A 26,899-nucleotide genomic window follows, 5' to 3' on the forward strand; every position below is an offset into this window, starting at 1 on the left:
AATAAAAAGGAGGGTATTAAACACTTGGCTAATAAAAAGAAAAATATCAAAAAGAAAAGTCAGTCTGTAAAAAGAAAAAAGAAAAATGACAAATCAAAGCGTAAAAATAAAAAGAAATATATTTATGGATTCCTTTTATTGATTATTGGAATTGTGATAGCTATGAGTATTTATCATGTGTTTAAACCTTTACCACATGGCGTTTCAAAAGTGAGTTCAGAAACAATGACAGACCATGTGGAACTATTAACAGATGTCACTTATAAAAACGGGAATAAGATGCAGTACAATCAAGAAATATTTGATAAAGTAAATGAGACGATTAAAGAAGCGGATGATTTTATTATTATGGATATGTTCTTATTTAATCATTATCAAACGGGAGACAAGACTTATCCAAAAATATCTCAACGTCTTACACAATCATTAATTGATAAGAAAAAAGAAAACCCAGATATGAGAATTATTGTGATTACAGATCCACTTAATTCATTCTATGGTTCATACACGCCAGATCATATTAGGGAGCTAAAAGCCAATAATATAGATGTTTACTATACAAATCTTAACGAATTAAGAGATTCTAACCCGATTTATTCAGGTATGTATCGAACATTTTTCCAATGGTTTGGTAATAGTGAAAATGGTAAGTTAAGTAATCCATTAAGCCCTGAAGCACCAGACGTTACGGTTAGAGGTTATTTAAATATTTTAAATATGAAAGCAAATCATAGAAAGACTTTAGTTACAGAAAAGCATGGCATGATCTTATCTAGTAATCCACATGATCCAAGTGGTTATCATCAAAATGTTGGAGTTAGAGTATCAGGTCCAATTCAAAATGCAATTATTAAATCAGAAATTGCAGTTGCGAATATGAGTGGTGGTCGATATTCACCAAGTGATTTCAAAATTAAAAACAATAGCTGGAATGATAACGCGAAGTATAGTGTGCAATTAGCAACTGAAGGTAAAATTAAAAATCAAGTCATTCAAAATATTAAAAAAGCACAATCTAAAGACCATATTTCAATAGGTATGTTTTATCTTTCAGACAGAGATGTGATTGATGAGTTGATTAAAGCTTCCAAAAGAAATGTAGATATCAAATTGATACTTGATATTAATAAAGAAGCATTTGGTAAAGAAAAGCCAGGCGTACCAAATAAGCCGGTTGCAAGTGAATTAATCAATCGCTCAAAAGGAAGCATTAAAGTACGATGGGCTCGTTCAAAAGGCGAACAATATCACTCTAAATATATGTTGTTTGAGCAAAATGAAAACAATCGTGCCACAATGATATTAGGGTCATCCAATTTAACAAGAAGAAACATTGGAGATTATAATTTAGAATCAGATATCATCATTAAAGGTAAACAAAATGATGCAGCCTTTAAAAAATTATCCAAAAACTTTAAACAATCTTGGAATAATAGTGAACACGATATGACTGCACAATACGATGAATTCAAAGACGAAGCACTTTGGAAAAAAGTATTATATAGAATTCAAGAAAGTACAGGTTTATCAAGCTTTTAACAGTATATAAAAAAGACATTCATCGTTAAGGTGAATGTCTTTTTTTGGATAAGACTGAATATTAGGGTGTAATGCACGAAGACTGAGAGATATCGTGCGCTAGTGTACAAAATAAGGGTATAACGCACGAAGACAGAGAGATTACGCTATTATCTATTAATCTTAATAATATTCCGATACATAATATCTGCCATTTTTTCTGGTTTTTCTACACATCCATTTTTTAGCCAACTATAAATGGTAGCGATTTGTCCACCGACTGTATAGTCTAGGAAGAAATTGACGTCTTGAAGTGTACCTATTTGTGTAATCAATTTTTCAAATCTTAATTTAATAAGTTTGATAAAACTGATGATGAGTTCTTTTTCTGGATGGACAACGAAGACGCTTGTGAAAAATCTCTGATGTCTTGCTATGTAATAAAAGACATTCGTAAAGTACTGTTTAACATACTTTCTTCTTTTATCAGGGTTTTCAAGAATAGATTGTTCTATATTATCCATTAATGTTTCATAGTTCGTCATATGAAACTGTTTGATTTCTTCATACGTTTCATATTTATCTTTAAAATGTGCATAAAATGTTGAACGATTGATGCCACATTCTGCACATAACATTTTTATTGTGATTTCATCAAAATGATAATGTTCTAATAAGTAAACCATATTACTTATGATTAGTTGTCTCGCATGTTTTTTCATAGGTCACCTCGAATAAATACATACATAATATTTTAACAAAAAGCCGTTCAAAGATACATTCATATACCATTTAAATATGTAGATATTATGAATAATTATCTGATTTTTCCGCCATCTTAATCCGACAAACTTATTTAATTTGTTGGTTTAAATCATCATTCCAGAGCCTTATAATGAATAAATCATTGAAATTTGGAGGAAATAAAGTAATGAAAAAAATAGTGCTTGTAAATGTTATCACTATAATAATTTTAGTGGCTATCGGTTTAGTAGGATTCCATTATTATAGTGAAGCAACAGATTATGTAAAAACAGAAAATGCAAAAGTTGACGGTGAGCAAATCAAAATTGCTAGCCCAGTATCAGGTAACTTAACAAGCTTCGACGCTAAAGAAGGTAAAACTTATGACAAAGGCGACAAAATCGGAGAAGTAGCTGGTAAAGGTGAAGATGGACAGTCTCAAGAAATGGACATTAAAGCACCATCTAAAAGTACAATCGTAAAAACTTCTGCAACAGAAAACAGTTTAGTTCAAGCTGGATCACCAATTGCATATGCATATAACTTTGATGATTTATATGTAACAGCAAACATTGACGATACAGATGTAGAAGATGTTGAAAAAGGACAAGCTGTTGACGTGTATATCGACGGACAAGAAGCTAGTGTTAAAGGTAAAGTGTCTCAAGTTGGATTAGCAACTGCATCAAGTTTCTCATTGATGCCTTCATCAAATAGTAATGGAAACTATACAAAGGTGACACAAGTTGTTCCAGTGAAAATCACATTTGATTCTAAGCCATCAACAAATGTTGTTCCAGGAATGAATGTTGAAGTTCGAATCCACAAGAATTAAGGAGGGTGTATTATGACATCAACCTTTACGGTGGCTTATATAATTGTAGCAATCCTATTATGGATTGGAATTAATGCATTTGTTTTAAAACGCAAAAAAAGTAAATCAGTTTCTAAGCAAGTAACTGATGAAACAACAGAGAATAAAGAAACACAATTGAAATCAAAAGATGATGATGTTGATCATCAACCAGTACGTTCAAATATTGAGAAAATGGAAACTGAACGTAAGTCATCTGACTCAGAGATGAATGAAACGACTTCTAACAATATGTCTTCTGAAGATCAGGATAAAGATTCAGATGAATCACATGAGCATACTGAATTATCTGATCGTGGTATGGAATTAAACGAAGACGAACCAATTAATGAACAAATTAAAAAACATCATGTCAATTTCGTATATGGCAAAGGTATTTCAAGAAACAAAATTTTAGTTGCGATGATGTTTGGTATGTTTATAGCTATTTTAAACCAAACATTATTAAATGTTGCTTTACCGGTTATTAACAATGAGTTTAGTATTTCAGCGTCTACAGGACAGTGGTTAATGACAGGATTTATGTTAGTGAATGGTATTTTAATACCAATCAGTGCATTTCTAATAAGTAAATATTCATACAGAAGACTATTTCTTATAGCAATGACGCTGTTTACGATTGGATCAATTATATGTGCGCTATCATTTAACTTCCCAATGATGATGACAGGCCGTGTTATCCAAGCAGTTGGTGCAGGTGTGTTAATGCCATTAGGTTCAAATGTATTTATGACAATATTCCCACCAGAAAAACGTGGTGCGGCAATGGGTACTTTAGGTATTGCGTTTATTCTAGCGCCAGCAATTGGACCAACATTATCAGGTTGGATTGTCCAAAATTATCATTGGAACATCATGTTCTATGGTATGTTTGCGATTGGTTTAGTGGCAATATTTATTAGTTTCTTCTGGTTTAGAATCTATCAAAAAACATCTAATCCAAAACCAGACGTTCAAGGTATTATCTTTAGTACTTTAGGATTTGGATTATTGCTTTATGGATTTAGTGAAGCGGGTAACGATGGATGGACTTCTTTAACAGTTTCATTATCATTGATTATCGGTGTAATCTTTACAGCATTATTTGTTATTCGTGAAGTCAGAATGAAAAATCCAATGCTTGATATGTCAGCATTAAAATATTCAGGCTTTACATTGACTACAATCATTAACGTTATCGTAACAATGAGTTTATTCGGTGGTATGATTTTATTACCAATCTACCTACAGAACTTACGTGGTTTCACACCACTAGATTCAGGGTTATTACTATTACCAGGTTCACTTATAATGGGCTTCATGGGTCCTATAGCTGGTAAAATGTTAGATTCATTTGGTATTAAACCACTCGCTTTAATTGGTTTAACAATTATGACATTTGCTACTTGGGAATTGACACAGTTAAATATGGATACACCATATACAACAATACTTGTTATTTATATTGTCCGTTCATTTGGTATGAGTTTCATCATGATGCCAATTATGACAGCAGGAATGAATTCATTACCACAACGATTAATTCCGCATGGTAATGCAATTAGTAATACTGTAAGACAATTAGCAGGGTCAATCGGTACAGCCATTCTTGTTACAGTTATGACTCAAAATACGACAACACATTTGGCAAATATGTCAGATAATATGGATTCAACAAATCCTATGATACAAGAACAAATTAAAGCTTTATCAGAATCTGTTGGCGGAGAAGAAGCAGGTACAACTGCACTATTTACATTCTTCAACAAACTGGCTACAGTTCAAGGTATTAACGATGCATTCTGGATTGCAACTTTATTCAGTGTGATTGCTTTAATTTTAAGTTTATTCTTAAAAGGTAAATCTCATTATTTATCAAAAGAATAGTAACGACTCCTAGATATAAAAATATAAATTCATTTTGTATTTTTAAATTATATATTAATGTTTAATTGTTTAAACACTACAAGAAACAGCACTGTTTCTTGTAGTGTTTTTTTAGAATAGTAATTTAATTTATGAAATTCTATATTGAATGCTTTGAATTAGACATGGTTTTTTATATAATGTAAAAAAGGAGTTGGTAACTTATGAAAGTTAAGTATATTGACAAACGTCATTGGCGACGTCTCCTTAATCGCGAATATAAAGAAGTTGTATTGGACACCAATCATTTTCAAGGGCTTGTAGGATTAGTAACAATGGTACAAGTAAAAGAGCCCTTACAAGTAAATGTGGTCGGCAGGGAAATTACAGTTGCGGATAATGGATATAAGTGGATGCAAATCTTACCTGAAAAAAAGCCATATAGTATTACTGTAATGTACGATAAACAAAATAAACCAGTACAATACTATTTTGATGTGAATTTGAGGAATATCACACAACTTGGAAATGCTAGAACATTAGATTTATGTCTTGATGTTTTAGTGATACCGAAGTCGGGTGAATATGAACTTGTTGATGAAGATGATTTAGAAAGAATGCTTAAAGAGAAGAAAATATCCAAAGCCCAATTCCATAAGGCATATGTTACAGCTCATGAAATTATGTTTAAATTAGAGACGGATTTCAAAGGAATTGAAAAGAAAATCAGATATTGTTTTCACGAAATTATGAATGCGAAGTGATTTAACCACAATGTTATGGCATATTTCTATATAAAAACGAGGAACCCCTTTAAAGTTGGAATTCCTCGTTTTTTTATTATAAGAAGATTAGCGCTAGTATAATTGCTAATGGTCCTACGATGAAACAATATTTACTAAAGATACCTAATTGACCACGTTCCATAATGCCTTGTAACCATTTTAGAGAGAAATAACTTGCTACAAGAGATGCAATAAATGCAAATACATATGAAATCATCAATGATGTATCGGGTGGTGTTTCAACAATATCTTTAATACCAAGTAAAGCTGTACCTAAACTTACCGGGATATATAGTAAGAATGAGAATTTAAATGCTGTTTTTTGGTTCATACCTACACCTAATGCACCAACAATCGTTGCACCACTTCGACTTAGTCCAGGTATTAAGGCAACTGCTTGAAATAGACCTACGATAATAGCATCTTTAAGTGACAAATCTTTTTCAAGCTTTTGTCCACGTTTATTCTTAATAAACCACAATGCGATACCAGTTACGATAAGCATGATACCTACCATAATCACACTTTTAGTATCTCCAATAATATCTTTAAAGATAATACCTAGAACACCTGCAGGAATCGTTGCAATGACTAAGTACATAGCAAGTTGGAAATTTTTCTTAATAGATTCGGTACGGTCACCTTTAATATATTTAAGTGTATCAACAATAAGCGTGATAATATCTTTTCTAAATAAGATAAGCACGGCAATTAATGAAGCGGTATTCACAACAATTTCAAATGTTAAACCGTCCGTATGTAATCCTAAAAATTCTTGTGCCATCACAAGGTGTCCACTTGAAGAAACCGGAATTGGTTCAGTTATACCTTGAAGTAACCCAAGAAAAACATATTTAATAATTTCTATAATAAGCATGATATGATCCTTCCTATTTAATGTACATGGTCAACTATAACGAATTATGAATCGACTTTCAATTTATGAAATAAAAAAATTTATATTTCGGTCTAAAGTTGTAGGCGTGGTCGTGTAGGCAAATCGTGTTATAATATAATGAAAGTAAGGAGTGTGTGTCAATTGAAAGTAGACGATTATAAGTTACTGGTAACATTAGAAGACGTAAAGACATTAAGGAAGGCAGCAGACATTCTATATATATCTCAGCCGGCAGTAAGTCAAAGGTTAAAAACAATTGAAAACTTTTTCGGTATAGATATTTTTATAAGAACAAAGAAGCAACTTATTACAACAAATGAAGGTTCACTAGTCATTGAGCACGCTCGAAAAATGTTAAAAGAAGAACGTTTATTATTAGATAAAATCAGTTCTAAAATAGGCGAAGTAAATGGTAGCATTTCAATAGGGGTATCTTCATTAATTGGACAGACCATTCTCCCACAAGTATTAGGAGAATACACGCACTTATATCCTAATGTGGATATACAATTACAAATTGGCTCAAGTGAACACATTAAACAATATCAGAATGACTTTCACATCATGGTCGTAAGAGGAAATGAAGTCATGAATGTTCAAAATGATCTCCTACTTAATGAGCAGCATTACTTTATATATCCTAAAAATAGAAAACAAGATCTACACCTTTTACCAATGATAGAGTTTCAAGCAGAACCTATCTACTTAAAACAAATAGAAGAGTGGTATACAGATTATTTACAACAAGAATATCATGCACTGATCAAAGTTGATCAAATTGCTACATGTAAAGCATTACTATTAAATGGTGTAGGAGTAACAGTCTTACCCGAACTCGTTATAGGTGATATCGATACAGATAAATTTGAAATCAAGAAATTAAACGTCATGCGTAAACCACTGACAAGATCTACATATATATGTTATGAACATAACGTATTACAATTACCACAAGTGAAATCATTCATAGAAGTCTTAAAGAACTATATCAATCAACTTGAAATCGGGAAAAAATAAGCAGAAAAGAAATCTTTACGGATTTCTTTTCTGCTTTTGTTATATTGATTTCTATGACAGACGCTTTCTTAACTTAGTAAATATTTCGCGGGTTTCATCATTAATCGCTTCGTGATTTAAAATATTGTCGATACGTTGTAGATTTTTACTATCATTAAATCGTGTTTCATTCAATTCATAAATCGATAGTTTAGGCTCAGTTTGCTCAATTAGTCTCATATTGTCATTCTGTGAAACGTATCCTTCTTTTAATACTCTGAAGTAACAGCCTGTTCTATAACTATCAGCCATGCGTTTAACTAAATCTTTAATGCCATATCGTTGTGCGATTGTAGCGCAAGGTTGTCTTGGACATGAAACTTGGATGATCGCTTCACCAAGTTCGTAAGTGTCACCAATGTTTAAATCTTCTTCTGTTAAACCTGAAACGGTTATATTCTCGCCGAAAATTGCATATTTTGGTAACAAATCAATAATGTCATCCCAATATGCGTAGTTATCTTTGCTGTAAAAACAGAGTGCTTTTTCAGGTCCACCGTGTCCTTTGTATTGCTGTTCGTCTTCAACAAAGCCTGTATGTGATAAGTACATTTTATCTTTAAAAGGTTCTTTGAAAATGGCAGTTTTTTTAGATTTTTGATCGCTAAATGTGATGTTAGCAATTTTTCCGACTGATATATAATCTACTTTGTAATTCACTAGAATGACTCCTTTTTTCAATATTTAATAATGATTTTACCGGTTAATGTGAATTATAGCAATAAAGCATTGACGTAGCAGAGGATAAGCTTTAAAGTACAAGCATATAATAAAATATAGGAAGTTGTGAATTCATGTTTTTGAAATTATTTCAAATAAAAAATTATAAACTCTTTACTGCAAATATGGGTTTACTTGGTATGGCAGTTGCGATTACTGTTCCATTTCTAGTGTTGTATGCGACGCAACATTTAGGCATGACGAAAGGACAGTATGGGTTGTTAATGGCGCTTGCAGCAGGAGCTTCATTTACAGTGAACTCTATTGTTGCTAGATTTTCAGATAGTGGCAAAATTAATCGTAAATATCTTATCATTACCGCTCTTATTATGGGTGCATTATGTTTCTCCATTTATTTCTACATACATACAATATGGGTGTTTATTGCACTTTACGCAATGTTCCAAGGTTTAGCTGCACCAGCAATGCCTCAAATGTATGCCTCAGCACGTGAATCAATTAATGAATCAGCTTATAAAGATAGAAGTATATTTGCTAATACAGTTCTACGTTCTACATTTTCATTAGGATTTTTATTTGGTCCTTTAATTGGTACAGTATTGTTAAGTACCTTTGGATATGATGGATTGTTTGGTGGAACGGTGGCACTATTTTTAACAGTTTTAGTATTATTAATTATATTTTATAAAGAACCGAAAAAAGTTATTAAAAATGCTATCGGTAATTTTACAGAAAAGAAAGCACCAAACTTAATGAAAGAACCGACATTATTAATACCATTCTTAGCATTCATTTTGTTACATGTTGGTCAGTGGATGTATACGTTGAATATGCCGTTATATGTAACAGAATATCTTAAAGATAATGAATCACATGTCGGATATTTAGCAAGTTTATGTGCGGGATTAGAAGTTCCGTTTATGATTATACTTGGTATTATTGCAAGTAAGTTCAAAACAAAAACATTATTAATGGTTGGATCTATTTTTGGATTCGGTTACTACTTTAGCATCGGGGTGTTTGATAGTTTCGTAGCAATGTTAATAGGACAACTAGCGTTAGCATTCTTCTTAGCTATTTTACTAGGCTTAGGTATTAGTTATTTTCAAGATATTTTACCAGAATTTCCTGGATACGCATCGACATTGTTTGCCAATGCAATGGTCATCGGGCAGTTAGGTGGAAATTTATTAGGTGGTATTATGAGTGATATAGTTGGACTAGGCAATGTATTCTTTGTTTCAAGTTTATCAATAGCAGTAGCATTTGTATTACTTATATTCACAGTAGAACATACGACACATAACGAAACTAAAGTAAGTTAGGAGATATAAAAATGACAGCAATAAGTTGGATATTAATTATTTTAATGTTTGTAATTGCATTTATAGGATTAGTGAAACCTATTATTCCATCCGTATTATTTATATGGATAGGGTACTTCATTTATCACTTTGCAATTGATTCAAGCAAATTGTCTTGGATATTTTGGGTAGTAATGATTGTATTTACAATATTTATGATCTTGTCAGATATTATTATGAATAGTTATTTCGTTAAGAAATTTGGAGGTTCTAAATTAGGAGAGACAATGGCAGCAGTCGGTGTCATCATCGGTTGTTTCGTATTTCCTCCATTTGGAATCATAATCGTTCCATTTGTATTAGTATTTGTAACAGAAATTATTCAAAAAGGTGATATCGCAGCTGCAACAAATGCAAGTGTAGGATCATTACTTGGATTCTTAACAAGCTCAATAGCAAAAGCATTGATTATGGTAGTCATGATCATATGGTTCTTGATTGATATTATTATTTAATATAGTAGGGATGGCCTGGTACAGTTCAATAGCTGTATCAGGTTTTTTATTTGGAATGAGGAGTATGGGGAGTGGAGGTTTATTGTGTATGATGCGGAAGATGTGAGTTAAAGGAGGTGTAAACCCACGAGATTGCTGAACATGTGAGTTAAAGGGGTAGTAAACACACAAGATTGAGAAACATGTGAGTTAAAGGTGGAATAAACTCACGAGATTGCAAAACATGTGAGTTAAAGGAGGAATAAACTCACGAGATCGTAAAACATGTGAGTTAAAGAGGTATTAAACTCACGAGAACGCAAAACATGTGAGTTAAAGGAGGAATAAACTCACGAGTGACCAGAACCCCAAAAAACCCTCAGGAACACAGTTTGAAGTGTCCCTGAGGGTTCCTCTTTCCTACTATTTGCCTTCTTTCATATCTTGTTCGATTTCTTCTTTTGATTCGCCGCTTTCTTCTAAGACCATTTTACGGTCGTACATTTTGAAGAATGGGAAATATATTATGACTGATACGGCGATATTAAATAGTACGAGTACGATTGCTCGCCAATCGCCACCTGTTGCTAAGTATGCACCTATTGGAGCTGGTAATGTCCATGGTGCCATTACACTTGTGGCATTTACGAGTCCTAACAATGTTGCTAAGTAGGTTATAACGGTTAATACTAACGGAATGATAATAAATGGAATAACCATGATTGGGTTTAATACGATTGGCAATCCAAATATTACTGGTTCATTAATATTAAATAATGATGGTATTGATACGGCTTTACCGAATTTCTTCAAGAACTGAGATTTTGCAAATAATAATATACAAATGACAAGTCCTAATGTAGCACCTGCGCCGCCTATCCAAACAAACCATTGGAAAAATGTTTCTGGTGCTATATGTGGTAATGGTTCTCCAGCAGCATGTGCTTCGGCATTTTTAGCTAAATAAACTTCCCATAAAGGACGTTCGATTGTCCCGACAATCGACATACCATGAATACCAAATGCCCAGAAGAAAGTTGTTAAGAATACTGGTACTAGTACACCAGGTAATGTATCTCCTGCAAAGACGAGTGGACCTACGATTTTATCAACGAGTGTATGTAAATCAAGTTGGAACACTACTGTAATGATACTCATTGCACCGAGTACAAAAACTACTGGGATTAAAGATTCAAATGAGCGACTTACTGATGGCGGTACTTGAGGTGGCATCTTGATCGTAATATTTTTATTTTTACATAATCGATATATTTCTACTGAGAATATCGCAACAAACATTGCAACAAATAGTCCGTGACCACCTAAATTGGTCATTGGTAATACGAAACCTAATTTTTTATCCATAGTTGGTGCGATTGTTAATAAGAATGCAGCAGTGGAAAGTTGTGCTGCTGACAATGGATCTAAGTTATAGGATTTGGCGAGATTGTAACCTATACCAAACACAATATACAAACTCATGATAAACATCGTCATTCTATATGGAATTAAAATTTGCTCAGCATGTTCTGTTGCCCACTGAGTAATTGCCCAAGATTCAGGTAACGGTGGTGTCGCAAATATTAGGAAAAATGAGCCGAATATAATAAATGGAAGTGCTGAAATGACCCCGTCACGAATGGCGAGTAAATGACGCTGGTTAGAAAGCTTTGTCATTGGACCTGAAAGTTTGCCTTCTATCCATGTAGCAAAGTTATTCATAGAAATCCCCCTTCGTTTGTAAGCGCTTCAATTTTGTTATAGTATAAACTAAATAGATAAATTATTCAAAATTATAAAAAAAGAAATATATTGCGAATGGAAGTGAAGTTTGATGAAACGGTTAGGAATTTCTTTATATCCAGGAAAATCAAATGAAGTTGAAGATATTCAATATATCGAAAAAGCTCATCAGTACGGTTTTACGAGAATATTTACAAATTTATTGCAACTTACTGATGAAAATAAAGCGACATTGTTACCTATAATTGAAAAAACAATTCGTTATGCTAAAAATTTAAACTTTGAAATTTTTATAGATGTGGCACCTCGCACATTTAAAGTACTAGGAATTGAACCAAATGATTTATCTTTTTTCAATGAGTTAGGTGTAGACGGTATTAGACTTGATGAAGGTGTAGGCGCAAAAGAAACAAGTGACATGACCTATAATCCTTATGGCATTAAGATTGAACTGAATATGAGTGTGATGAATCATTATATTGATAATGTGATGGATTTTGAGCCGAATCGCGCTTGTTTAGTTGGATGTCATAATTTTTATCCGCATCGATATGCAGGGATATCAGAAGCATTCTTTTTAGAAGGTAGTAAAAAATTCAAAAAATATGGGTTAAGAACTGCAGCTTTTGTTTCAAGTAAAGTAGCTGACTTTGGTCCGTGGCCAGTTACAGAAGGTTTGCCAACTTTAGAAGAACATAGAGGTTTACCAGTAACGACCCAAGCACAGCATTTATGGGCAACTGGATTGATAGATGATGTCATCATCAGCAATTGTTACCCTTCGGAAGCGGAATTAGAGATTTTGAGTCGTTTGATAAATGAACCTATTACATTTGATGTAAAATTATTTGATGAAATTTCTGATTTAGAGAAGAAAATTGCAATCGAAGAGCCACATTTTTATAGAGGTGATGTCAGTGAGTATATGATTCGTTCAACACAAAGTCGTGTGAAATATAAAAATGAATCATTTCCAGCACATCATACAGTTGCCATTAAACGTGGTGACATATTAATAGACAATGAAGAATATGGTCAATATAAAGGTGAATTACAAATTGCATTAAAGCCAATGCTCAATACTGGGAAAGTCAATGTGATTGGCAGAATTGAGCCACATGATTTACCACTGCTCAACTATTTAAAACCTTGGGCACATTTTAAATTTAATATAAAGGAGAAAGATTAACATGAAAAAAATATTATTAGTTTGCTCAGCGGGTATGTCTACAAGTATGTTAGTAAAAAAAATGCAAGATACTGCAAATAAAGAAGGTAAAGATTACGAAGTTGAGGCGTTAGCGTTATCAGAAGCAGAAACAAAAGTTGATGAAGTAGATGTTATTCTACTAGGACCACAAGTAAGATTTCAAAAAGCACAAGTAGAAAAAGTAGCTAATGGTAAAGTACCAGTAGACGTTATTGATATGCAACAATATGGCATGATGGATGGAGAAGGTGTATTGAAACATGCCGAAAGCTTAATGGAATAAGGTGAGAATATGGAAAAATATGAACAAATTGCTTTTCAAATTATTACAAATGTAGGAATGGCAAAAAGCAATTATATGCAAGCAATTCAAGAAGCAAAAGAAGGCAATTTTGAAACATCTGAGAACTTAGTTTCTGAAGGTAATCAATTTTTAGTTGAAGGACATAAAGTGCATAAGGATCTTATACAAGCAGAAGCTTCAGGTGAACCGATTCCTTTAAATTTGTTATTGTCCCATGCTGAAGATCAACTTATTTCTACTGAAGTTATTAAAGAAATGGCTAAAGAACTGATTTATGTACATCAAAATTATGTGAAAAAGCAATAAAAATAAGGAGATAAACAATGTCGAATAGAATTCTAGCAATCACTGGACCAACTTCAGGAATAGGAAAATCAACCGTTATTGAATTAGCACACGATTATGACATTATTATTTTATTATGTAGAAATGTTGATAAAGGCAATGACTTAAAAAAGCTTTTAGAAGCGGAACATCAACATATAAAAGTAGACGTGATTAAATTTAATTTATCAGATTTAGCAAATGTTATGAAAGCTGCGACACTTGTTTTAGAACGATATCCTTATGTCGACTGTCTTATCAATAATGCGGGCGTTATGTCATTAACAAGACAAAAAACAGTAGATGGTTACGAATTAATGTTTGGTACGAACTATTTAGGACACTTTATGCTAACGCATATATTATTTAGTTCAATTATGAATAGTCATGACAAACAAATTATTATCGTATCATCTGGCGCATATTTATTTGCACATCTTGGAAGACGAAACTTTAAATATCCTTTAAGGTATAATCCGATTAAGTCTTATGGAAGATCTAAGCTTGCGACTTTATATTTTATGCAAGAATTACATGAAAAATTTTCAAAAGATGGCTTACATGTTACGGCAGTACATCCAGGTGCTGTTTCAACTAATTTAGGAAAAACAAAATATAATCAAACATTTGGGAACTTAGTTTATAAAATATTTGATCCATTATTTATATCTCCTAAAGAAGGCGCTAAGTCGACGATTAAAGTATCGAAGGATAAAAATTTGTATAAAGGTGAATATGTTAAAGAAGGAAAGATTACAAAACTCAAATCACATGGACTTAATTACTACGACCGCAAAAGATTAATTCGTGAAACGTTAGCATCATTACAACTAGACCAATTTATGTATTGGGAAAAATAATACATGAATACGTTTACATCTGAAACTGATGATGTAATTTATTGTTTTCTTTTAAATTAAATTTTATAATAGTTGATATTGTAAGAATATTTCCAAAATTAATCAAAGGATGAGGCACATGAGTAAGCATTATATATTATTGGCTGATTGTAAAGATGAAATTGGCATTACGTCATTAATATCAACTATTATAAAAGATACAAATTCAAATATATTTCATTTAGATCACTATACAGACATTCAAGAAGAAGAAAACCATTTATATTTACGTATAGAATTTGATAAAAACGATGAAGTTAAATCGCTTTTAGAGAATGAACTAACAAATAGAAAGATTAATTTTCAAATTTTTGATGCTGAAGAAAAAGTGAAAACAGCATTACTTGTGTCTAAAGAAGACCATGCGTTAAGTGAAATTATGTTACGTGCGAATAGACAAGAATTTCCGATTGAAATTAGTTGTGTCATCAGTAATCACGAGAATAATCGCAAATTTGTTGAGGATATGGGCATTCCTTTTCATCATGTCAGCGTAACTAAAGAAACAAAGCGTGAAAGTGAAGATGAAATTACAAGTATTTGTGAAAGCTACAATGTTGATTTACTTGTACTTGCGAAATACATGCAAATATTGTCACCAACATTTGTGGAAAGACATCACTTGAAAATTATTAACATTCACCATTCGTTCTTACCATCATTTATTGGTGCGAACCCATATAAGCAAGCCTATACAAGAGGTGTTAAGTTAATAGGGGCAACAAGTCATTATGTGACTGAAGATTTAGATGCAGGACCAATTATTGAGCAGGATGTTGTAAGAGTTAACCATAGATATACTGCTCAAGATATGAAACATACAGGTAGACATGTTGAATCTCAAGTATTAGCGAGAGCGGTGCAATGGCATTGTGAACACAAAGTTATCGTAAATGGTAATAAGACAGTAGTATTTTCATAAATTTATTTTTAGTGGTGAGTATATTTGCTCACTGCTTTTTTAGTTGTATAATATGAAATAAAGTAAAGCGAAAAATGGTGTGAAAAAGATGATTAAAACTTATTATGTCAATTTAAATGACGAACTAAAAGAAACGAATTCACCTAAAGATATTTCAGAAGAGAAAAAATGGATATGGGTTGATTTAAATGAACCAACTAAAGAAGAATCCGAAATATTAGTTGATTATTTTGATTTTCATCCTTTATCAGTAGAAGACGCAACGCAAGTTCAACAAAGACCGAAGTTTAAACAATATGATGATTATCAATTTATTGTATTCCATGCATTAGATTTAAAGACTTTAGAATCTGAAGAAGTGGATATCTTTATAGGCGATGATTTTATTGTGACATTTCATAGAGAACGCTATGAAGAAATCGATACAATCAAAAGAAAGTTATTTAATGAAACAATCGAAATAAATGAACCTAAAGATATACTATTACATATTCTAGATGATATAGTAGATAACTATTTTCCGTTTATTTACGACATTGAAGACAAGGTGTTTAATTTCGAAGATCGTCATAATTTAGATATTACAACAAAGACGTTAATCGATGACACATTTGATTTAAGACAAGAGTTACTGATTATTAAAAGAACTGTTCAGCCAATGAAGGATTTAGTATATAGAATGCGTGAGGGTAAAGTTTTACACCTGAATGAACAACAATTTCTATATATTACGCATATTAATGACCACCTTATGAAACAAATGGAAATGGTAGATTCATCACGAGAAATGACGAGTGATATACGAGATAATTATATTTCTTTGAACTCATTCAAGATGAACAATATAATGAAAATATTAACCATTTATTCTGTTGTGTTTATGCCATTAACTTTAATTGCAGGTATTTACGGAATGAACTTTACAAATATGCCAGAACTCGAATGGCATACAGGTTACTACATTGTCCTTATAATTATGGCCGTTATAGCAATTATCATGTTAATCGTCTTCAAGAAGAAGAGATGGTTCTAATGAACGTATGCGTTATGATTCAGATTATGACTTATGAAAAATAAATAAAATGGGAAAGAGTGTGATATAAGTGAAACTTCTAGGAGCGATTGAAGCGGGTGGAACGAAATTTGTATGTGCAGTTGGTGATGAAGATTTAAATGTAATAGAACGCATCTCTATACCAACAACTGAGCCATCAGAAACATTACCTAAAGTTATAGAATTTTTAAAACAATATCAAATTAGTAGTATAGGTATAGGATCATTTGGACCGATAGATATCAATAAAGATTCTGATACATATGGATATATCACTTCGACACCAAAAATTGCGTGGCAGAATTTTGATTTTATAGGTGCAGTTCAAGAGCATTTCGATGTATCTGTAGCATTTACGACAGATGTAAATGCCTCTTTATATGGAGAGTATCAAAAAGGCATCGCAAAAAATATCGACTCAGCTGTTTACTATACTGTCGGTACTGGTATTGGTGGCGGTGCAATCGTTAAAGGGAAAATTGTACAAGGCTTAAGTCATCCTGAAATGGGACATATGTCTGTTAAAATTCATAAAGATGACCAAGACTTTGAAGGTAATTGTCCATATCACGGTAATTGTTTAGAAGGTTTAGCGTCAGGACCAGCAATCGAAAAAAGGGCAGGTATTTCTGCCAAAGAAATTCATGAAAATGATAAAGATTGGGACATCGTTGCTTATTATATTGCACAAGCAGCACTTAATACAGCGTTAATGTTGTCGCCTGAAAAAATCATTTTTGGCGGTGGTGTGATGCATCAATCACATTTATTAATAAAAGTGCATGAGCAATTTGAACGATTGAATAACAACTATATTGCAGTGCCACCAGTAGAAGAATATATTGTTACACCAAGTTTAAATGATGACCAAGGTATAATCGGTTGTCTAGCATTAGCGTTGAACGAATATCAATCATAAGTAGGTGTTAAGTATGGATGTATTAGTAGAATTAGCAGAAAATCAAATATTAGAAACAGAAAGACTTATTTTAAGACCTATTAATTTAAATGATGTTGAATCATTATTCGAATATGCATCTGATGTTGAAAATACAACACATGTATTTCCAACACACTTATCTAAAGAAGACACTAAAAGTACAATTGCCGGTTATTATATGAATGCACCATTAGGAAAGTATGGTATCGAATTAAAATCCGAAGATAAATTAATAGGTACAATCGATTTAAGAGTTGAGCAAGAACATAAACGCGGAGAACTCGGTTATGCCCTTAACTTAAAATATACAGGTAATGGCTATATGACAGAAGCGGGATTAGCATTGCTATCACTATCATTTGAAACATTAGGACTTAATCAAGTAAAAGCAATGCACAGTACAATTAATCCTAAATCAGGAGAAGTAATGAAAAGACTCGGCATGAAGAAAATAGGTGTTATGCCTAAAAACAGAATTCATAAAGAAAAAATAGTAGACGATGTCATTTATGCCATAACGGATACAGAATATGCAGAATTGGTAAAAAGTGAGAAGTAGTGGTGTAGGTTAGAGTCATGAAATTAGGAAAGACGTGAGATAAAGGCAGAATAAACTCACAAGATAGCAAAAGATGTGAGTTAAAGGCAGAATAAACACACGAGATAGCAAAAGATGTGAGTTAAAGGTGAAGTAACCTCACGAGATTGCAAAAGATGTGAGTTAAAGGCAGAATAAACACACGAGATAGCAAAAGATGTGAGTTAAAGGTAGAATAAACACACGAGATTGTAAAAGATGTGAGTTAAAGGCAGAATAAACACACGAGATTGTAAAAGACGTGAGTTAAAGAGGTAGTAAACTCACGAGATCGATGAACATGTGAGTTAAAGGCAGAATAAACTCACATCTTTCGCACCACCACCCCTCCCACAACAAAAAAACAACCTGAACTTACATAAGTTCAGGTTGCTCATAATCGGAAAGCAGCTTATGTTTAAGCTGCTTTTTTCATTTTTGTTAAAACTTTGAGTCCATATGCAAAGATACCGTATCCTACTAATGAACTTGGTAACCAAGTTTTAGTTAATGTGCTATCATTTTTTCTACTGAATAATGCATATGGCACGAACGTTGAAATTAAGTAAAGTACTAGAACCTTTTGATAACGTTTGTTCATCTTAAACACCTCACTTTGTTACTTTCATTATAATGCTTTTTCATGCATGAATGAGGTGAGTTTTTTACAAATTTAGAACATTCGTTATTCGAATTTCGCAAATGCTGATGCTGGTATGCGTGAAGCTCTATCATTATTCATTTCACCTTTACCAATTGAGATAAGCATTGCTGGTACTAAGTTATCTTCAATATTAAATGCATCAATAACTGCTTGTTTGTCAAAGCCTATCATTGGGCAAGTTGCAAGTCCTGCGTCTTCACTGACTAACATTAAACTCATCGCAAATAATGAAGCACCACGTATTGCTTCGTCTCTTCTGTTTGAATCACTTTCAAAGAATTGGTGGACACTTTGTATTAATCCTGATTTCTTATCAGCTGGTATATGTTTATGGTCTATCCAATCATCTGCGATATCACCAATTGTTTCATGTGCATTTAAGTCACCTAAAATAATAAATGTCGCGCTAGATTCTTTTATTTTAATTTGTTTATTAGCCGCGTTATATAATTTTTCTTTTGCTTCATCTGTATCAACAACGATTACTTTCCATTGTTGTAAGTTCCAAGCTGAAGGTGATAATGCAGCTTGATCTAATAAATTATAAATTGTTTCTCTATCTAAATCGTATGGCTCATAAGATTTAACAGAGCGTCTTCTTTCTAATGCTTTTGCTAATTCCATGTTTTTCCCACTCCTTATATGTCGATATTTTTATGTTCATATAAAATAGTCTTAAAAACAACTTTTCTGCTTATTTACAAAAATCAGTCATTTTAATACTGGTTACAAACGGTTATTTGTTACAATATAAGTAATAAGGGAATAAAGTTGTATGATTATAGTTACGTGATAAAAGGAGAGGTGCACATGATAGATATTCATAATCATTTATTATATGGATTAGATGATGGTCCATTAGATGAGGAAAGTATGCTAGAACTTGCAAGAGAAGCTGAGAAAATAGGTATAACAGATATAGTTGCAACACCTCACTATATAAAACATCGATTTAGAAATACTGCAGATATCGTTAAAAGTAGAACTGAAGAAGTACAATCTATATTAAATGATCATCATATTGATATTAAAGTTTATCCAAGCCAAGAAATTCATATGTTTGGCGAAGAACTTGAAGGATTAGAATCTGGTGAATTGTTACCTATTACTGAAGGTTCAAGATATGTGTTAATTGAGTTTCCATTTTTCTCAATACCAGAATTTGCTGAACAAACATTTGAAAAGTTATTTAACGCTGGATACCGTCCAATATTAGCTCATCCAGAACGTATTATTCCTATTCAAGATGATCCACAAATTTTATTTGATTTAATTGATAGAGGGGCATTATGCCAAGTTACAGCAGGCTCTTTAGTTCATAAATATGGTGAAGATGCTAAAAGAGTAGCTGATTATTTATTAGAACAAAATGCGATTCATATTGTCGGAAGCGATGCTCATAATACTTCTAATAGAAACTTTCATATTAAAGAAGCTTATGAATTTTTAGAACGTACGAAAAGTATTGAAACTGTCACACGATTGAAAGAGAATGCACGAAAAATATTAAAAAATGAAGAAATTTGAAGTATTTAAAAAGCGAGAAACACATGAGGTACCAGTTGATATCTCATACATTTCTCGCTTTTCTATTATTACTAAGTTGTTTGTAAAGGTTCAGTTGTTTCATGTTTGTTGACGACAAACATTAAGATACTTGCTACAAGCACCATGATGAATGCGAAATAAGGTGTACTTGATAATGTTAAATGATTTAATATAAATCCGCCGATAACAGATCCAAGTGTAATACCTATGTTAAATGCAGATATATTTAAACTTGAAGCGAAATTGACAGTTTCTTTACTATTACGTTCAGCAAAAAGTACGACAATCAGTTGTAAGCCGGGTACGTTCATAAATGCGAATAGTCCCATTAATAAAATACTGATAAGACCAACGACATGAAAATGTATCGTAAATCCGACTAGTAATAACGTTAATGCTTGTAATAGAAAAATAATCGTTAATGATTTTGTTGGGGCATGGTTCGTTAATTTTCCACCTAATGTATTACCAATCGCAACCATTACACCATACAAAATCAAAATAATAACAATACTATTTGTTTCATAACCTAAAATATTCGTTAAAATTTCAGTCATATATGTGTAAACAACAAATGTACCACCGTAGCCAAGCGCTGTAATTAAATAAATAGACATAAGTGGTTTGTTCTTAAAGACAGCAAGTTGTTTAATAATAGGTGCTTGCTCATATTCTGTTAAATTTTTTGGAACGAATGATATATTTGCGATTAAACTAATGAGTCCTATTAAAGCAATCGTATAGAATGACATTTCGTAACCGAAGTTTTGACCGACCCAAGTTCCAAATGGGACACCTGTAATCGTTGCAACTGTTAAACCTGTAAACATCATGGCGATGGCACTTGAACGTTTATGCGCAGGGACTAAGTCAGCTGCAATAGTTGTTGCAATAGACATGAATACACCATGTGAGAAAGCACTAAGCACTCTCATAGCTAGTAATAAACTAAATGATGTTGCAAGTCCTGCAAATACATTAGCGATGATAAACACAACCATAATGAGTATCAAAACAGTCTTTCTTTTCATATTGTTTGTTAAAGGCGTTAAAATAGGTGCGCCAACTGTAACACCAATAGCATATAAAGATACAGTAAGTCCTGCTAATGGGATCGTCACATCAAAGGCGTCTTTAATTAATGGGAGTAACCCAACACTAATAAATTCAGTAGAACCAATAGCAAAAGCTGAGATAGCAAGTGAAATAAGTGCGAGTTGATTTGAAAATTTGTTTTTCAATTTTTAAATTCCTTCCTTTTTTATAAGATATGTGATATTTTAAAACGTAATAAGGTAAATAGGAAGTACGCACTTTAAAGTCATATAGGTACTAAAAAGTGCCTTAGGGAGGAATCATGATGGAAGTTACGGAATATAATATTGGTGTAGAAGCAACGATAGATGTCATTGGCGGTAAATGGAAGCCAGTGATACTGTGTCATTTAAAGCATGGGACAATGCGAACATCTGAACTTAAAAAAGCTATTCCACATATTACACAAAAAATGTTAACGCAACAATTAAGAGAATTAGAAAAAGATGGCATTATTAATCGAATTGTATATCAACAAGTACCACCAAAGGTTGAATACGAGATATCAGAATATGGCAGTACATTAAATGAATTACTAGAGCACTTATGTAAATGGGGAGAATTCCATATTAAAAAACGTAAAGAAGACGGCGAGCAAATAGAGCTTGATTCCGTAGAATTTATAGATGGTGTTTAAGTAGGAATTGTAAACAAGCAGGGACAATTTTGTCCCTGCTTGTTTTGTATCTTATTCAAACATGCCTTTTCTAATCATTTTATAATCTGAAAACATATGTTGTCCTTTTGCAAATACATCTTTTATTTGTTTCTTTTTCGGATCAATTATTAATATATCTGCATCATAGTGTTCTTCGATATGACCTTTATGATGCAGTGTTAATACGTTTGCGACATTTGAAGTAAATAAAGCAATCACTTCTTCCCAGTTCGAGTCTTGTACCAATAAATTAAATAATTGGTCTGTTAGCGTACTGCATTTTGCTACATCATAACCTACAAGTTGATTGTGTTCATCGAATTTAGGTAAACTACCATGTCCGTCTGAAGAAACGGTTAATTTCGAAATATCTCCACCATGAGAACGGTAATAATTGACGTATTCTACTGTATTTGTACTTGCTGTTAAGTCAACATACACACCTTTATGACTTAATGAGATCCCTTCTTCTAATAAATCTATACCTTTATCAAAATGTGTAACATATAGTTTGTTTGGTTTAACATCATAATGATCGACTAGGTCATGAATTTGTTTTAATTTATGTTTACCTGTACCTATATGAAAATGTGTTACACCAGCTTTTCCACTTAGCATACCACCAACTGTTGTATCAGCCACAATTCTCGCGAGTTCTTCAGTTATTGGGATAGATGATCTGAAATCATTTATTGCTATCTCACCAGTACCAATCACTTTATCAATTAAAAACAAATCTTCTTTGATGGAGTTTGTAATTGTAGTAACGGGTAAGTGATAATTACCTGTGTACATATATGTAGAGACACCTTCAGCTTCTAATGCTTGAGCCTTTGCATATAAACTCGTTAGTGTTCGAGAAATACCATCTGTACCTATTAATCCAACTACGCTTGTAATACCATTTGATATTAAATTTGTTAATTGGACTTCTGGTGTTCGTGTTACATAACTCGCTTCTCCGCCACCTCCGAGCAAATGAATATGTGGGTCTATAATCCCAGGCATAACCGTATATCCTGTAGCATCGATGATCTTTAAGTTTGGATCCAGTTGCTTTATTAATTCAATATCTATATCTCCGATTTTAATAATAGATCGCCCTTGAATAAGTATCGATTGCTGACCCTTATAGTTCGGTGAATATACATCACCATTTTTAATAATTGTAAACATCAGCATCCTCCTTTAAAGCTTTCTTTATATATATATTAGTGTAAGTATGTCGTGAAATCAAAATGTAGCAAACCAAATTAATATATGTCGATATTCTATATGTAATATAAATGTAATATAAAATTACACTTTTTATAATGACTTTATACTTCAGTTTATATATAATTAAATTGTACTTATTCTAAAAATATATAGGGGTGGATTAAATGTATCGATCGAAAAAAATTTTATCAGTAGGTTTTACTTCAGTTATGGCTTTGACTTTAGGATTATCAAATGTGGCAAGTGCGAAAGAAAGTAGTCCTTTAGATCAAAAGGAATTAAAATCAATTCCTAAACAAGAAATTAACACAAAAGCTGAAGCGCAAGACATTTTGAGTCAGTTACCAGGCAATCCAAATATTAAGAAAAGTTACAAACAATTTGAAGTAGCAAATGAATTTAAAGATAACTTAGGATATACGCATTATACTTTAAAACCTAAAGTAGATAACTACGTTGTCGAAGATAAAGAAGTCAAGATACATACCAATCATAATCAAGAATTAGAACTCGTCAATGGGGACGTCAATACAGAAAAAGTTACATATACAAATAAACAAAGCTTATCTAAAGATCAAGCGGTTAATAAAGCTTTTGAAAGTATCGGCGTGAGTCAAAATGAAGTGAAAAATATTAAAGGACAAAAAGTCGTTAATAAAGATGAATTAGTGATTAATGCTGAAAAGAAAAAATTAGTCTATAATGTTGAAATTATTTATTTAGATCCTAAACCAGCACGTTGGGAAATTAAAATTGATGCTGAGACTGGTGAAGTCGTAAGTAAGAAAAATAAAATTGAACATATTGCTGGGAGTGGAGTAGGTGTTAATGGGGATACTAAAAAGCCACTCAATTTAACAAAAATAAGCAATGGTTATGGTTTACAAGATGAAACACATTCTGGAACAATCCATACTTATGATGCAAAGAATGGCACGTCTAGCTTTTCACTTATGACAGATACGGATACAAACTTTAATAGTAAAAATCAAGCTGCAGGTGTGGATGCGCATTTTAATGCTGCTAAAACTTATGATTACTATTTAAACACTCACAATAGAGATAGTTATGATGGAAACGGTGCAGAAATTAATTCTATTGTTCATTTTGATAGAAATTATAATAATGCCTTTTGGAATGGCCAATATATGGTGTATGGAGATGGTGATGGCAAAACATTTACATCATTATCAGCTGCAGATGATGTTGTTGCACATGAATTAACACATGCTGTGACAGAACATAGTGCAAATCTTGTATATGAGAATCAACCAGGTGCTTTAAATGAATCAATGTCAGATGTGTTTGGTTACTTCGTTGACCCTGAAGACTGGCTAATGGGAGAAGATGCATACACACCAGGTAAACCAGGTGATGGATTAAGAAGTCTTTCAAACCCAGAACAATATAATCAACCTGCACATATGAATAACTATCAGAACTTGCCAAATACTGAACAAGGTGACTATGGTGGTGTGCATATTAATAGTGGTATTCCAAATAAAGCAGCTTATTTAACGATTACTAAAATTGGAAAAGAAAAATCAGAAGACATCTATTATAGAGCTTTAACACAATACTTAAGTTCAAACTCTTCATTCTTAGATACTAAATTTGCATTAAAACAAGCAGCGTCTGATTTATATGGTGCAAACTCAACAGAAGTACAACAAGTAGTCAATGCTTGGAATTCAGTAGGCGTAACTGGATAAAATAATTGTATTTTCACACATTGAGACTTAAAATAAAGAGGAGGACATTAACATGCAGAATTCGAAACATATGATACATCGTAAAATGCTTATGAATCGAGGTCGTGTATATTTGACGGGACAAATATACACAGCAACACCGATACCAGATGATATGCATAGCGTGGGTTATTCAAACATGTTAATTCGATAACTGAATACGGGGAGCGTTATATATGAAATTAGGAGAACGTGTCAAACAAAGGAGAATAGATTTAAAGCTATCTCAACAGAATTTAGCGCAAGGTATTGCGACTCAAAGTCAAATTTCAAAAATAGAAAAGAATGAATTACAACCGGGATCTCAACTACTATTTAACATTTCAAGAAGATTAAATTGTAGTATGGACTATTTATATATTGGCGATGAGTTAGATACACAATTAGAACAGAAGTTAAAAGTAATAGAAAGATTGTTAGAAGAGCGTGATTATGATGCGCTAATACCTATTATAGATGGCAATTATTTATCAAATAGTTCAACAGATGAAATTGCTGCTTCGAAGTGGGTAAGATCAATTATTACTTTTTATAAGCATGATGATGTTGAACAATCTCTACAATTAATAGAAGAAGCTTATCGTTTAATGGATCATAATATGTATGAGAAATTACAAGTTTCTATCTGTAATACGCGCGCAATTTACTACTATAGACAGAATGAAAATGAAAAAGCAAAGTCATCATTAGAACAAGGTTTAGAAATTGCTAAACGCTATAATGTAGACGATAATTATCAAATCAAATTGTTATATACATTATCTAATATTTACTCGAATGAAAAAGCTTATGACAGATGTTTAGCTTATGCTCAATCTGCATTAGATATTACGATTAAATCGAATAGATATATGTTATATAGCGAATTAGTTTATAATATTGTGCAATCACGATTAGAGATGGGCATTCTAAATGATACAGATAAGAAACAATTAGAAATTGCACTTTTCTTAAGTGAACAATCTAAAAAACATAACATCACAATATTAATTAGAGATTTAATGAAAACTTTATAAACAAAAATACTTTCATAACCAATTCTTTTAAACGAATGGGATATGAAAGTATTTTTTATTTTTGAATGACTTGAAGGATTGTTTCTGTCGTTAGTTCATATTCAAGTTTAGAAGCTGATTGTTGAATGGCTTTAAAGTCATGTCTGTCTTTATAAGGATATGTATAATTGAGTGTCGTTAAGATATGTAAGATAATCGCTTCTTCTAATATGACATGTTTATTGTTGAAAATAGTCGTCGTGACCTTTTCAGGATAGTAATCTTTAATGACTTCATATATGTATAACTTCGCAAAATAGTAGGCTATCACATCGTATAATACATCATATTTATGACATAGAGATTCTATAAATAAATATAAATGTGCGTTATCTTCTAATTGAATTGAAGCATCTTCTTTATATGTCCCAACAAGAAAATAAATATCTGGCCTTAAATATGTTTGATATTGCTTTAAAAATTTAAGCCTTACTTCAAAGATAATATGAACCAATGTTGTGTTTATTTTTAAAATTAAGGGAAGGTCTTGTTCTAATTTAAGAAGTGTTGGATGGATATTTTGACATAGTACATGTTCATCATAACCTGCATGTTGAAACTCTGTATGATACTTTGTAAAATATGAAAGCCTAGACTGTTCATTTAAATGAAAGTTATTAAAAAAATCATTGATTGTATTACTAATAATCATAATTGAACCCCTTAGCATTTGCTTTAATCTTATGATAGTTATATTACCTGATTTTGATGAATTAATCATCAAATGGTAAAATTAAA

The 26,899-nt window shown here is 32.1% G+C and carries 29 protein-coding genes; 20 read left to right on the top strand and 9 right to left on the bottom strand.

Annotation, left to right across the window (positions count from 1 at the left end):
• Nucleotides 1-24: 24 nt before the first annotated feature.
• Nucleotides 25-1,539 carry a phospholipase D-like domain-containing protein gene (locus LQ694_RS03805; protein WP_081289199.1) on the top strand — a complete coding sequence of 505 codons (1,515 nt, stop codon included), beginning with the start codon at nucleotides 25-27 and terminating at the stop codon, nucleotides 1,537-1,539.
• A 149-nt stretch (nucleotides 1,540-1,688) separates the two neighbouring features.
• On the opposite strand, the gene LQ694_RS03810 is transcribed toward LQ694_RS03805, so the two are convergent.
• Nucleotides 1,689-2,240: a TetR/AcrR family transcriptional regulator gene (locus tag LQ694_RS03810; protein ID WP_096791944.1), complete on the bottom strand. Its 552-nt coding sequence runs from the start codon at nucleotides 2,238-2,240 to the stop codon at nucleotides 1,689-1,691.
• Between the two features lie 209 nt (nucleotides 2,241-2,449).
• Here LQ694_RS03810 and LQ694_RS03815 point away from each other — a divergent pair, with 209 nt between their 5' ends.
• From LQ694_RS03815 to LQ694_RS03825, 3 genes are all read left to right on the top strand, one after another.
• A complete protein-coding gene (locus tag LQ694_RS03815) occupies nucleotides 2,450-3,097 on the top strand; it encodes an HlyD family secretion protein (RefSeq protein ID WP_037589989.1) in 648 nt (215 codons plus the stop codon).
• A 12-nt stretch (nucleotides 3,098-3,109) separates the two neighbouring features.
• Nucleotides 3,110-5,002, top strand: coding sequence for a DHA2 family efflux MFS transporter permease subunit (locus LQ694_RS03820; RefSeq protein ID WP_218697190.1), 1,893 nt, complete (start codon nucleotides 3,110-3,112; stop codon nucleotides 5,000-5,002).
• Nucleotides 5,003-5,205: 203 nt separating this feature from the next.
• On the top strand, nucleotides 5,206-5,745 hold the full coding sequence (locus tag LQ694_RS03825) for a ribonuclease FAU-1 family protein (protein WP_048541247.1): 540 nt from the start codon (nucleotides 5,206-5,208) through the stop codon (nucleotides 5,743-5,745).
• Between the two features lie 76 nt (nucleotides 5,746-5,821).
• Here the strand turns inward: LQ694_RS03825 and LQ694_RS03830 are convergent, their stop codons facing one another.
• A complete protein-coding gene (locus tag LQ694_RS03830; protein ID WP_048541246.1) occupies nucleotides 5,822-6,643 on the bottom strand; it encodes an undecaprenyl-diphosphate phosphatase in 822 nt (273 codons plus the stop codon).
• Nucleotides 6,644-6,805: 162 nt separating this feature from the next.
• On the opposite strand from LQ694_RS03830, the gene LQ694_RS03835 reads away from it, so the two are divergent.
• Entirely contained in the window at nucleotides 6,806-7,681 is an 876-nt protein-coding gene (locus LQ694_RS03835; protein WP_049319949.1) for a LysR family transcriptional regulator, read from the top strand.
• Between the two features lie 51 nt (nucleotides 7,682-7,732).
• On the opposite strand, the gene LQ694_RS03840 is transcribed toward LQ694_RS03835, so the two are convergent.
• Nucleotides 7,733-8,380 carry an MOSC domain-containing protein gene (locus LQ694_RS03840; protein WP_058611462.1) on the bottom strand — a complete coding sequence of 216 codons (648 nt, stop codon included), beginning with the start codon at nucleotides 8,378-8,380 and terminating at the stop codon, nucleotides 7,733-7,735.
• 134 nt (nucleotides 8,381-8,514) lie between these two features.
• On the opposite strand from LQ694_RS03840, the gene LQ694_RS03845 reads away from it, so the two are divergent.
• Both LQ694_RS03845 and LQ694_RS03850 read left to right on the top strand, forming a co-directional pair.
• On the top strand, nucleotides 8,515-9,726 hold the full coding sequence (locus LQ694_RS03845; RefSeq protein WP_048541241.1) for a sugar efflux transporter: 1,212 nt from the start codon (nucleotides 8,515-8,517) through the stop codon (nucleotides 9,724-9,726).
• Between the two features lie 11 nt (nucleotides 9,727-9,737).
• Nucleotides 9,738-10,220 (top strand): DUF456 domain-containing protein, encoded by a 483-nt coding sequence (locus LQ694_RS03850; protein WP_058611461.1) that lies wholly within the window; start codon nucleotides 9,738-9,740, stop codon nucleotides 10,218-10,220.
• Nucleotides 10,221-10,622: 402 nt separating this feature from the next.
• Here LQ694_RS03850 and LQ694_RS03855 read toward each other — a convergent pair whose 3' ends face one another.
• Nucleotides 10,623-11,921 (bottom strand): PTS sugar transporter subunit IIC, encoded by a 1,299-nt coding sequence (locus LQ694_RS03855; protein WP_058611460.1) that lies wholly within the window; start codon nucleotides 11,919-11,921, stop codon nucleotides 10,623-10,625.
• Nucleotides 11,922-12,033: 112 nt separating this feature from the next.
• On the opposite strand from LQ694_RS03855, the gene LQ694_RS03860 reads away from it, so the two are divergent.
• From LQ694_RS03860 to LQ694_RS03895, 8 genes are all read left to right on the top strand, one after another.
• Nucleotides 12,034-13,131: a DUF871 domain-containing protein gene (locus LQ694_RS03860; protein WP_096791947.1), complete on the top strand. Its 1,098-nt coding sequence runs from the start codon at nucleotides 12,034-12,036 to the stop codon at nucleotides 13,129-13,131.
• A gap of 1 nt (nucleotide 13,132) precedes the next feature.
• Nucleotides 13,133-13,435, top strand: coding sequence for a PTS sugar transporter subunit IIB (locus LQ694_RS03865; protein ID WP_037589973.1), 303 nt, complete (start codon nucleotides 13,133-13,135; stop codon nucleotides 13,433-13,435).
• A 9-nt stretch (nucleotides 13,436-13,444) separates the two neighbouring features.
• On the top strand, nucleotides 13,445-13,762 hold the full coding sequence (locus LQ694_RS03870; RefSeq protein WP_049319956.1) for a PTS sugar transporter subunit IIA: 318 nt from the start codon (nucleotides 13,445-13,447) through the stop codon (nucleotides 13,760-13,762).
• A 17-nt stretch (nucleotides 13,763-13,779) separates the two neighbouring features.
• The gene (locus LQ694_RS03875) at nucleotides 13,780-14,640 is read left to right on the top strand and encodes an SDR family NAD(P)-dependent oxidoreductase (RefSeq protein ID WP_218697193.1); all 861 of its coding nucleotides are present in this window, start codon (nucleotides 13,780-13,782) and stop codon (nucleotides 14,638-14,640) included.
• A 118-nt stretch (nucleotides 14,641-14,758) separates the two neighbouring features.
• A complete protein-coding gene (gene purU, locus LQ694_RS03880) occupies nucleotides 14,759-15,601 on the top strand; it encodes a formyltetrahydrofolate deformylase (RefSeq protein WP_096791949.1) in 843 nt (280 codons plus the stop codon).
• An 88-nt stretch (nucleotides 15,602-15,689) separates the two neighbouring features.
• A complete protein-coding gene (gene corA, locus LQ694_RS03885; RefSeq protein ID WP_058611455.1) occupies nucleotides 15,690-16,634 on the top strand; it encodes a magnesium/cobalt transporter CorA in 945 nt (314 codons plus the stop codon).
• Between the two features lie 70 nt (nucleotides 16,635-16,704).
• A complete protein-coding gene (locus LQ694_RS03890) occupies nucleotides 16,705-17,574 on the top strand; it encodes an ROK family protein (RefSeq protein ID WP_218697195.1) in 870 nt (289 codons plus the stop codon).
• 13 nt (nucleotides 17,575-17,587) lie between these two features.
• Nucleotides 17,588-18,154 carry a GNAT family N-acetyltransferase gene (locus tag LQ694_RS03895; RefSeq protein ID WP_196968360.1) on the top strand — a complete coding sequence of 189 codons (567 nt, stop codon included), beginning with the start codon at nucleotides 17,588-17,590 and terminating at the stop codon, nucleotides 18,152-18,154.
• A 436-nt stretch (nucleotides 18,155-18,590) separates the two neighbouring features.
• Here the strand turns inward: LQ694_RS03895 and LQ694_RS03900 are convergent, their stop codons facing one another.
• Entirely contained in the window at nucleotides 18,591-18,773 is a 183-nt protein-coding gene (locus LQ694_RS03900; RefSeq protein ID WP_025906889.1) for a hypothetical protein, read from the bottom strand.
• A gap of 84 nt (nucleotides 18,774-18,857) precedes the next feature.
• Complete coding sequence (locus tag LQ694_RS03905) at nucleotides 18,858-19,460, bottom strand: nitroreductase family protein (protein WP_048541221.1); 603 nt, start codon at nucleotides 19,458-19,460, stop codon at nucleotides 18,858-18,860.
• 186 nt (nucleotides 19,461-19,646) lie between these two features.
• Here LQ694_RS03905 and LQ694_RS03910 point away from each other — a divergent pair, with 186 nt between their 5' ends.
• A complete protein-coding gene (locus tag LQ694_RS03910) occupies nucleotides 19,647-20,363 on the top strand; it encodes a tyrosine-protein phosphatase (RefSeq protein WP_196968361.1) in 717 nt (238 codons plus the stop codon).
• A gap of 71 nt (nucleotides 20,364-20,434) precedes the next feature.
• Here the strand turns inward: LQ694_RS03910 and LQ694_RS03915 are convergent, their stop codons facing one another.
• Nucleotides 20,435-21,625, bottom strand: a complete 1,191-nt coding sequence (locus tag LQ694_RS03915) for an MFS transporter (protein ID WP_048541217.1) — start codon at nucleotides 21,623-21,625, stop codon at nucleotides 20,435-20,437.
• A 119-nt stretch (nucleotides 21,626-21,744) separates the two neighbouring features.
• Between LQ694_RS03915 and LQ694_RS03920 the strand changes: the two genes are divergently transcribed.
• Nucleotides 21,745-22,116, top strand: coding sequence for a winged helix-turn-helix transcriptional regulator (locus LQ694_RS03920; RefSeq protein ID WP_048541216.1), 372 nt, complete (start codon nucleotides 21,745-21,747; stop codon nucleotides 22,114-22,116).
• A 51-nt stretch (nucleotides 22,117-22,167) separates the two neighbouring features.
• Here LQ694_RS03920 and iadA read toward each other — a convergent pair whose 3' ends face one another.
• Nucleotides 22,168-23,313 carry a beta-aspartyl-peptidase gene (iadA, locus tag LQ694_RS03925; protein ID WP_218697197.1) on the bottom strand — a complete coding sequence of 382 codons (1,146 nt, stop codon included), beginning with the start codon at nucleotides 23,311-23,313 and terminating at the stop codon, nucleotides 22,168-22,170.
• A 206-nt stretch (nucleotides 23,314-23,519) separates the two neighbouring features.
• On the opposite strand from iadA, the gene LQ694_RS03930 reads away from it, so the two are divergent.
• The 3 genes from LQ694_RS03930 to LQ694_RS03940 are packed head-to-tail and all read left to right on the top strand — an operon-like array spanning nucleotide 23,520 to nucleotide 26,122.
• The gene (locus LQ694_RS03930; protein ID WP_218697199.1) at nucleotides 23,520-25,067 is read left to right on the top strand and encodes a M4 family metallopeptidase; all 1,548 of its coding nucleotides are present in this window, start codon (nucleotides 23,520-23,522) and stop codon (nucleotides 25,065-25,067) included.
• A gap of 52 nt (nucleotides 25,068-25,119) precedes the next feature.
• On the top strand, nucleotides 25,120-25,260 hold the full coding sequence (locus LQ694_RS03935; protein ID WP_158087713.1) for a hypothetical protein: 141 nt from the start codon (nucleotides 25,120-25,122) through the stop codon (nucleotides 25,258-25,260).
• Nucleotides 25,261-25,282: 22 nt separating this feature from the next.
• The gene (locus tag LQ694_RS03940; RefSeq protein WP_025906882.1) at nucleotides 25,283-26,122 is read left to right on the top strand and encodes a helix-turn-helix domain-containing protein; all 840 of its coding nucleotides are present in this window, start codon (nucleotides 25,283-25,285) and stop codon (nucleotides 26,120-26,122) included.
• Between the two features lie 55 nt (nucleotides 26,123-26,177).
• Here the strand turns inward: LQ694_RS03940 and LQ694_RS03945 are convergent, their stop codons facing one another.
• Nucleotides 26,178-26,813, bottom strand: a complete 636-nt coding sequence (locus LQ694_RS03945) for a hypothetical protein (protein ID WP_096791956.1) — start codon at nucleotides 26,811-26,813, stop codon at nucleotides 26,178-26,180.
• Nucleotides 26,814-26,899 lie beyond the last annotated feature (86 nt).

Source organism: Mammaliicoccus sp. P-M58 (genome assembly GCF_022386165.1).
Lineage (GTDB): Bacteria > Bacillota > Bacilli > Staphylococcales > Staphylococcaceae > Mammaliicoccus > Mammaliicoccus sciuri.

Bases quoted from the DNA above. Each gene is read 5' to 3' on its own strand.
- LQ694_RS03865 (WP_037589973.1), top strand. From the start codon at position 13,133: ATGAAAAAAATATTATTAGTTTGCTCAGCGGGTATGTCTACAAGTATG.
- purU (WP_096791949.1), top strand. From the start codon at position 14,759: ATGAGTAAGCATTATATATTATTGGCTGATTGTAAAGATGAAATTGGC.
- LQ694_RS03860 (WP_096791947.1), top strand. From the start codon at position 12,034: ATGAAACGGTTAGGAATTTCTTTATATCCAGGAAAATCAAATGAAGTT.
- corA (WP_058611455.1), top strand. From the start codon at position 15,690: ATGATTAAAACTTATTATGTCAATTTAAATGACGAACTAAAAGAAACG.
- LQ694_RS03910 (WP_196968361.1), top strand. From the start codon at position 19,647: ATGATAGATATTCATAATCATTTATTATATGGATTAGATGATGGTCCA.
- LQ694_RS03920 (WP_048541216.1), top strand. From the start codon at position 21,745: ATGGAAGTTACGGAATATAATATTGGTGTAGAAGCAACGATAGATGTC.
- iadA (WP_218697197.1), bottom strand. From the start codon at position 23,313: ATGTTTACAATTATTAAAAATGGTGATGTATATTCACCGAACTATAAG.
- LQ694_RS03875 (WP_218697193.1), top strand. From the start codon at position 13,780: ATGTCGAATAGAATTCTAGCAATCACTGGACCAACTTCAGGAATAGGA.
- LQ694_RS03935 (WP_158087713.1), top strand. From the start codon at position 25,120: ATGCAGAATTCGAAACATATGATACATCGTAAAATGCTTATGAATCGA.
- LQ694_RS03870 (WP_049319956.1), top strand. From the start codon at position 13,445: ATGGAAAAATATGAACAAATTGCTTTTCAAATTATTACAAATGTAGGA.
- LQ694_RS03895 (WP_196968360.1), top strand. From the start codon at position 17,588: ATGGATGTATTAGTAGAATTAGCAGAAAATCAAATATTAGAAACAGAA.
- LQ694_RS03820 (WP_218697190.1), top strand. From the start codon at position 3,110: ATGACATCAACCTTTACGGTGGCTTATATAATTGTAGCAATCCTATTA.
- LQ694_RS03940 (WP_025906882.1), top strand. From the start codon at position 25,283: ATGAAATTAGGAGAACGTGTCAAACAAAGGAGAATAGATTTAAAGCTA.
- LQ694_RS03815 (WP_037589989.1), top strand. From the start codon at position 2,450: ATGAAAAAAATAGTGCTTGTAAATGTTATCACTATAATAATTTTAGTG.
- LQ694_RS03900 (WP_025906889.1), bottom strand. From the start codon at position 18,773: ATGAACAAACGTTATCAAAAGGTTCTAGTACTTTACTTAATTTCAACG.
- LQ694_RS03855 (WP_058611460.1), bottom strand. From the start codon at position 11,921: ATGAATAACTTTGCTACATGGATAGAAGGCAAACTTTCAGGTCCAATG.
- LQ694_RS03930 (WP_218697199.1), top strand. From the start codon at position 23,520: ATGTATCGATCGAAAAAAATTTTATCAGTAGGTTTTACTTCAGTTATG.
- LQ694_RS03845 (WP_048541241.1), top strand. From the start codon at position 8,515: ATGTTTTTGAAATTATTTCAAATAAAAAATTATAAACTCTTTACTGCA.
- LQ694_RS03810 (WP_096791944.1), bottom strand. From the start codon at position 2,240: ATGAAAAAACATGCGAGACAACTAATCATAAGTAATATGGTTTACTTA.
- LQ694_RS03905 (WP_048541221.1), bottom strand. From the start codon at position 19,460: ATGGAATTAGCAAAAGCATTAGAAAGAAGACGCTCTGTTAAATCTTAT.
- LQ694_RS03825 (WP_048541247.1), top strand. From the start codon at position 5,206: ATGAAAGTTAAGTATATTGACAAACGTCATTGGCGACGTCTCCTTAAT.
- LQ694_RS03850 (WP_058611461.1), top strand. From the start codon at position 9,738: ATGACAGCAATAAGTTGGATATTAATTATTTTAATGTTTGTAATTGCA.
- LQ694_RS03830 (WP_048541246.1), bottom strand. From the start codon at position 6,643: ATGCTTATTATAGAAATTATTAAATATGTTTTTCTTGGGTTACTTCAA.
- LQ694_RS03945 (WP_096791956.1), bottom strand. From the start codon at position 26,813: ATGATTATTAGTAATACAATCAATGATTTTTTTAATAACTTTCATTTA.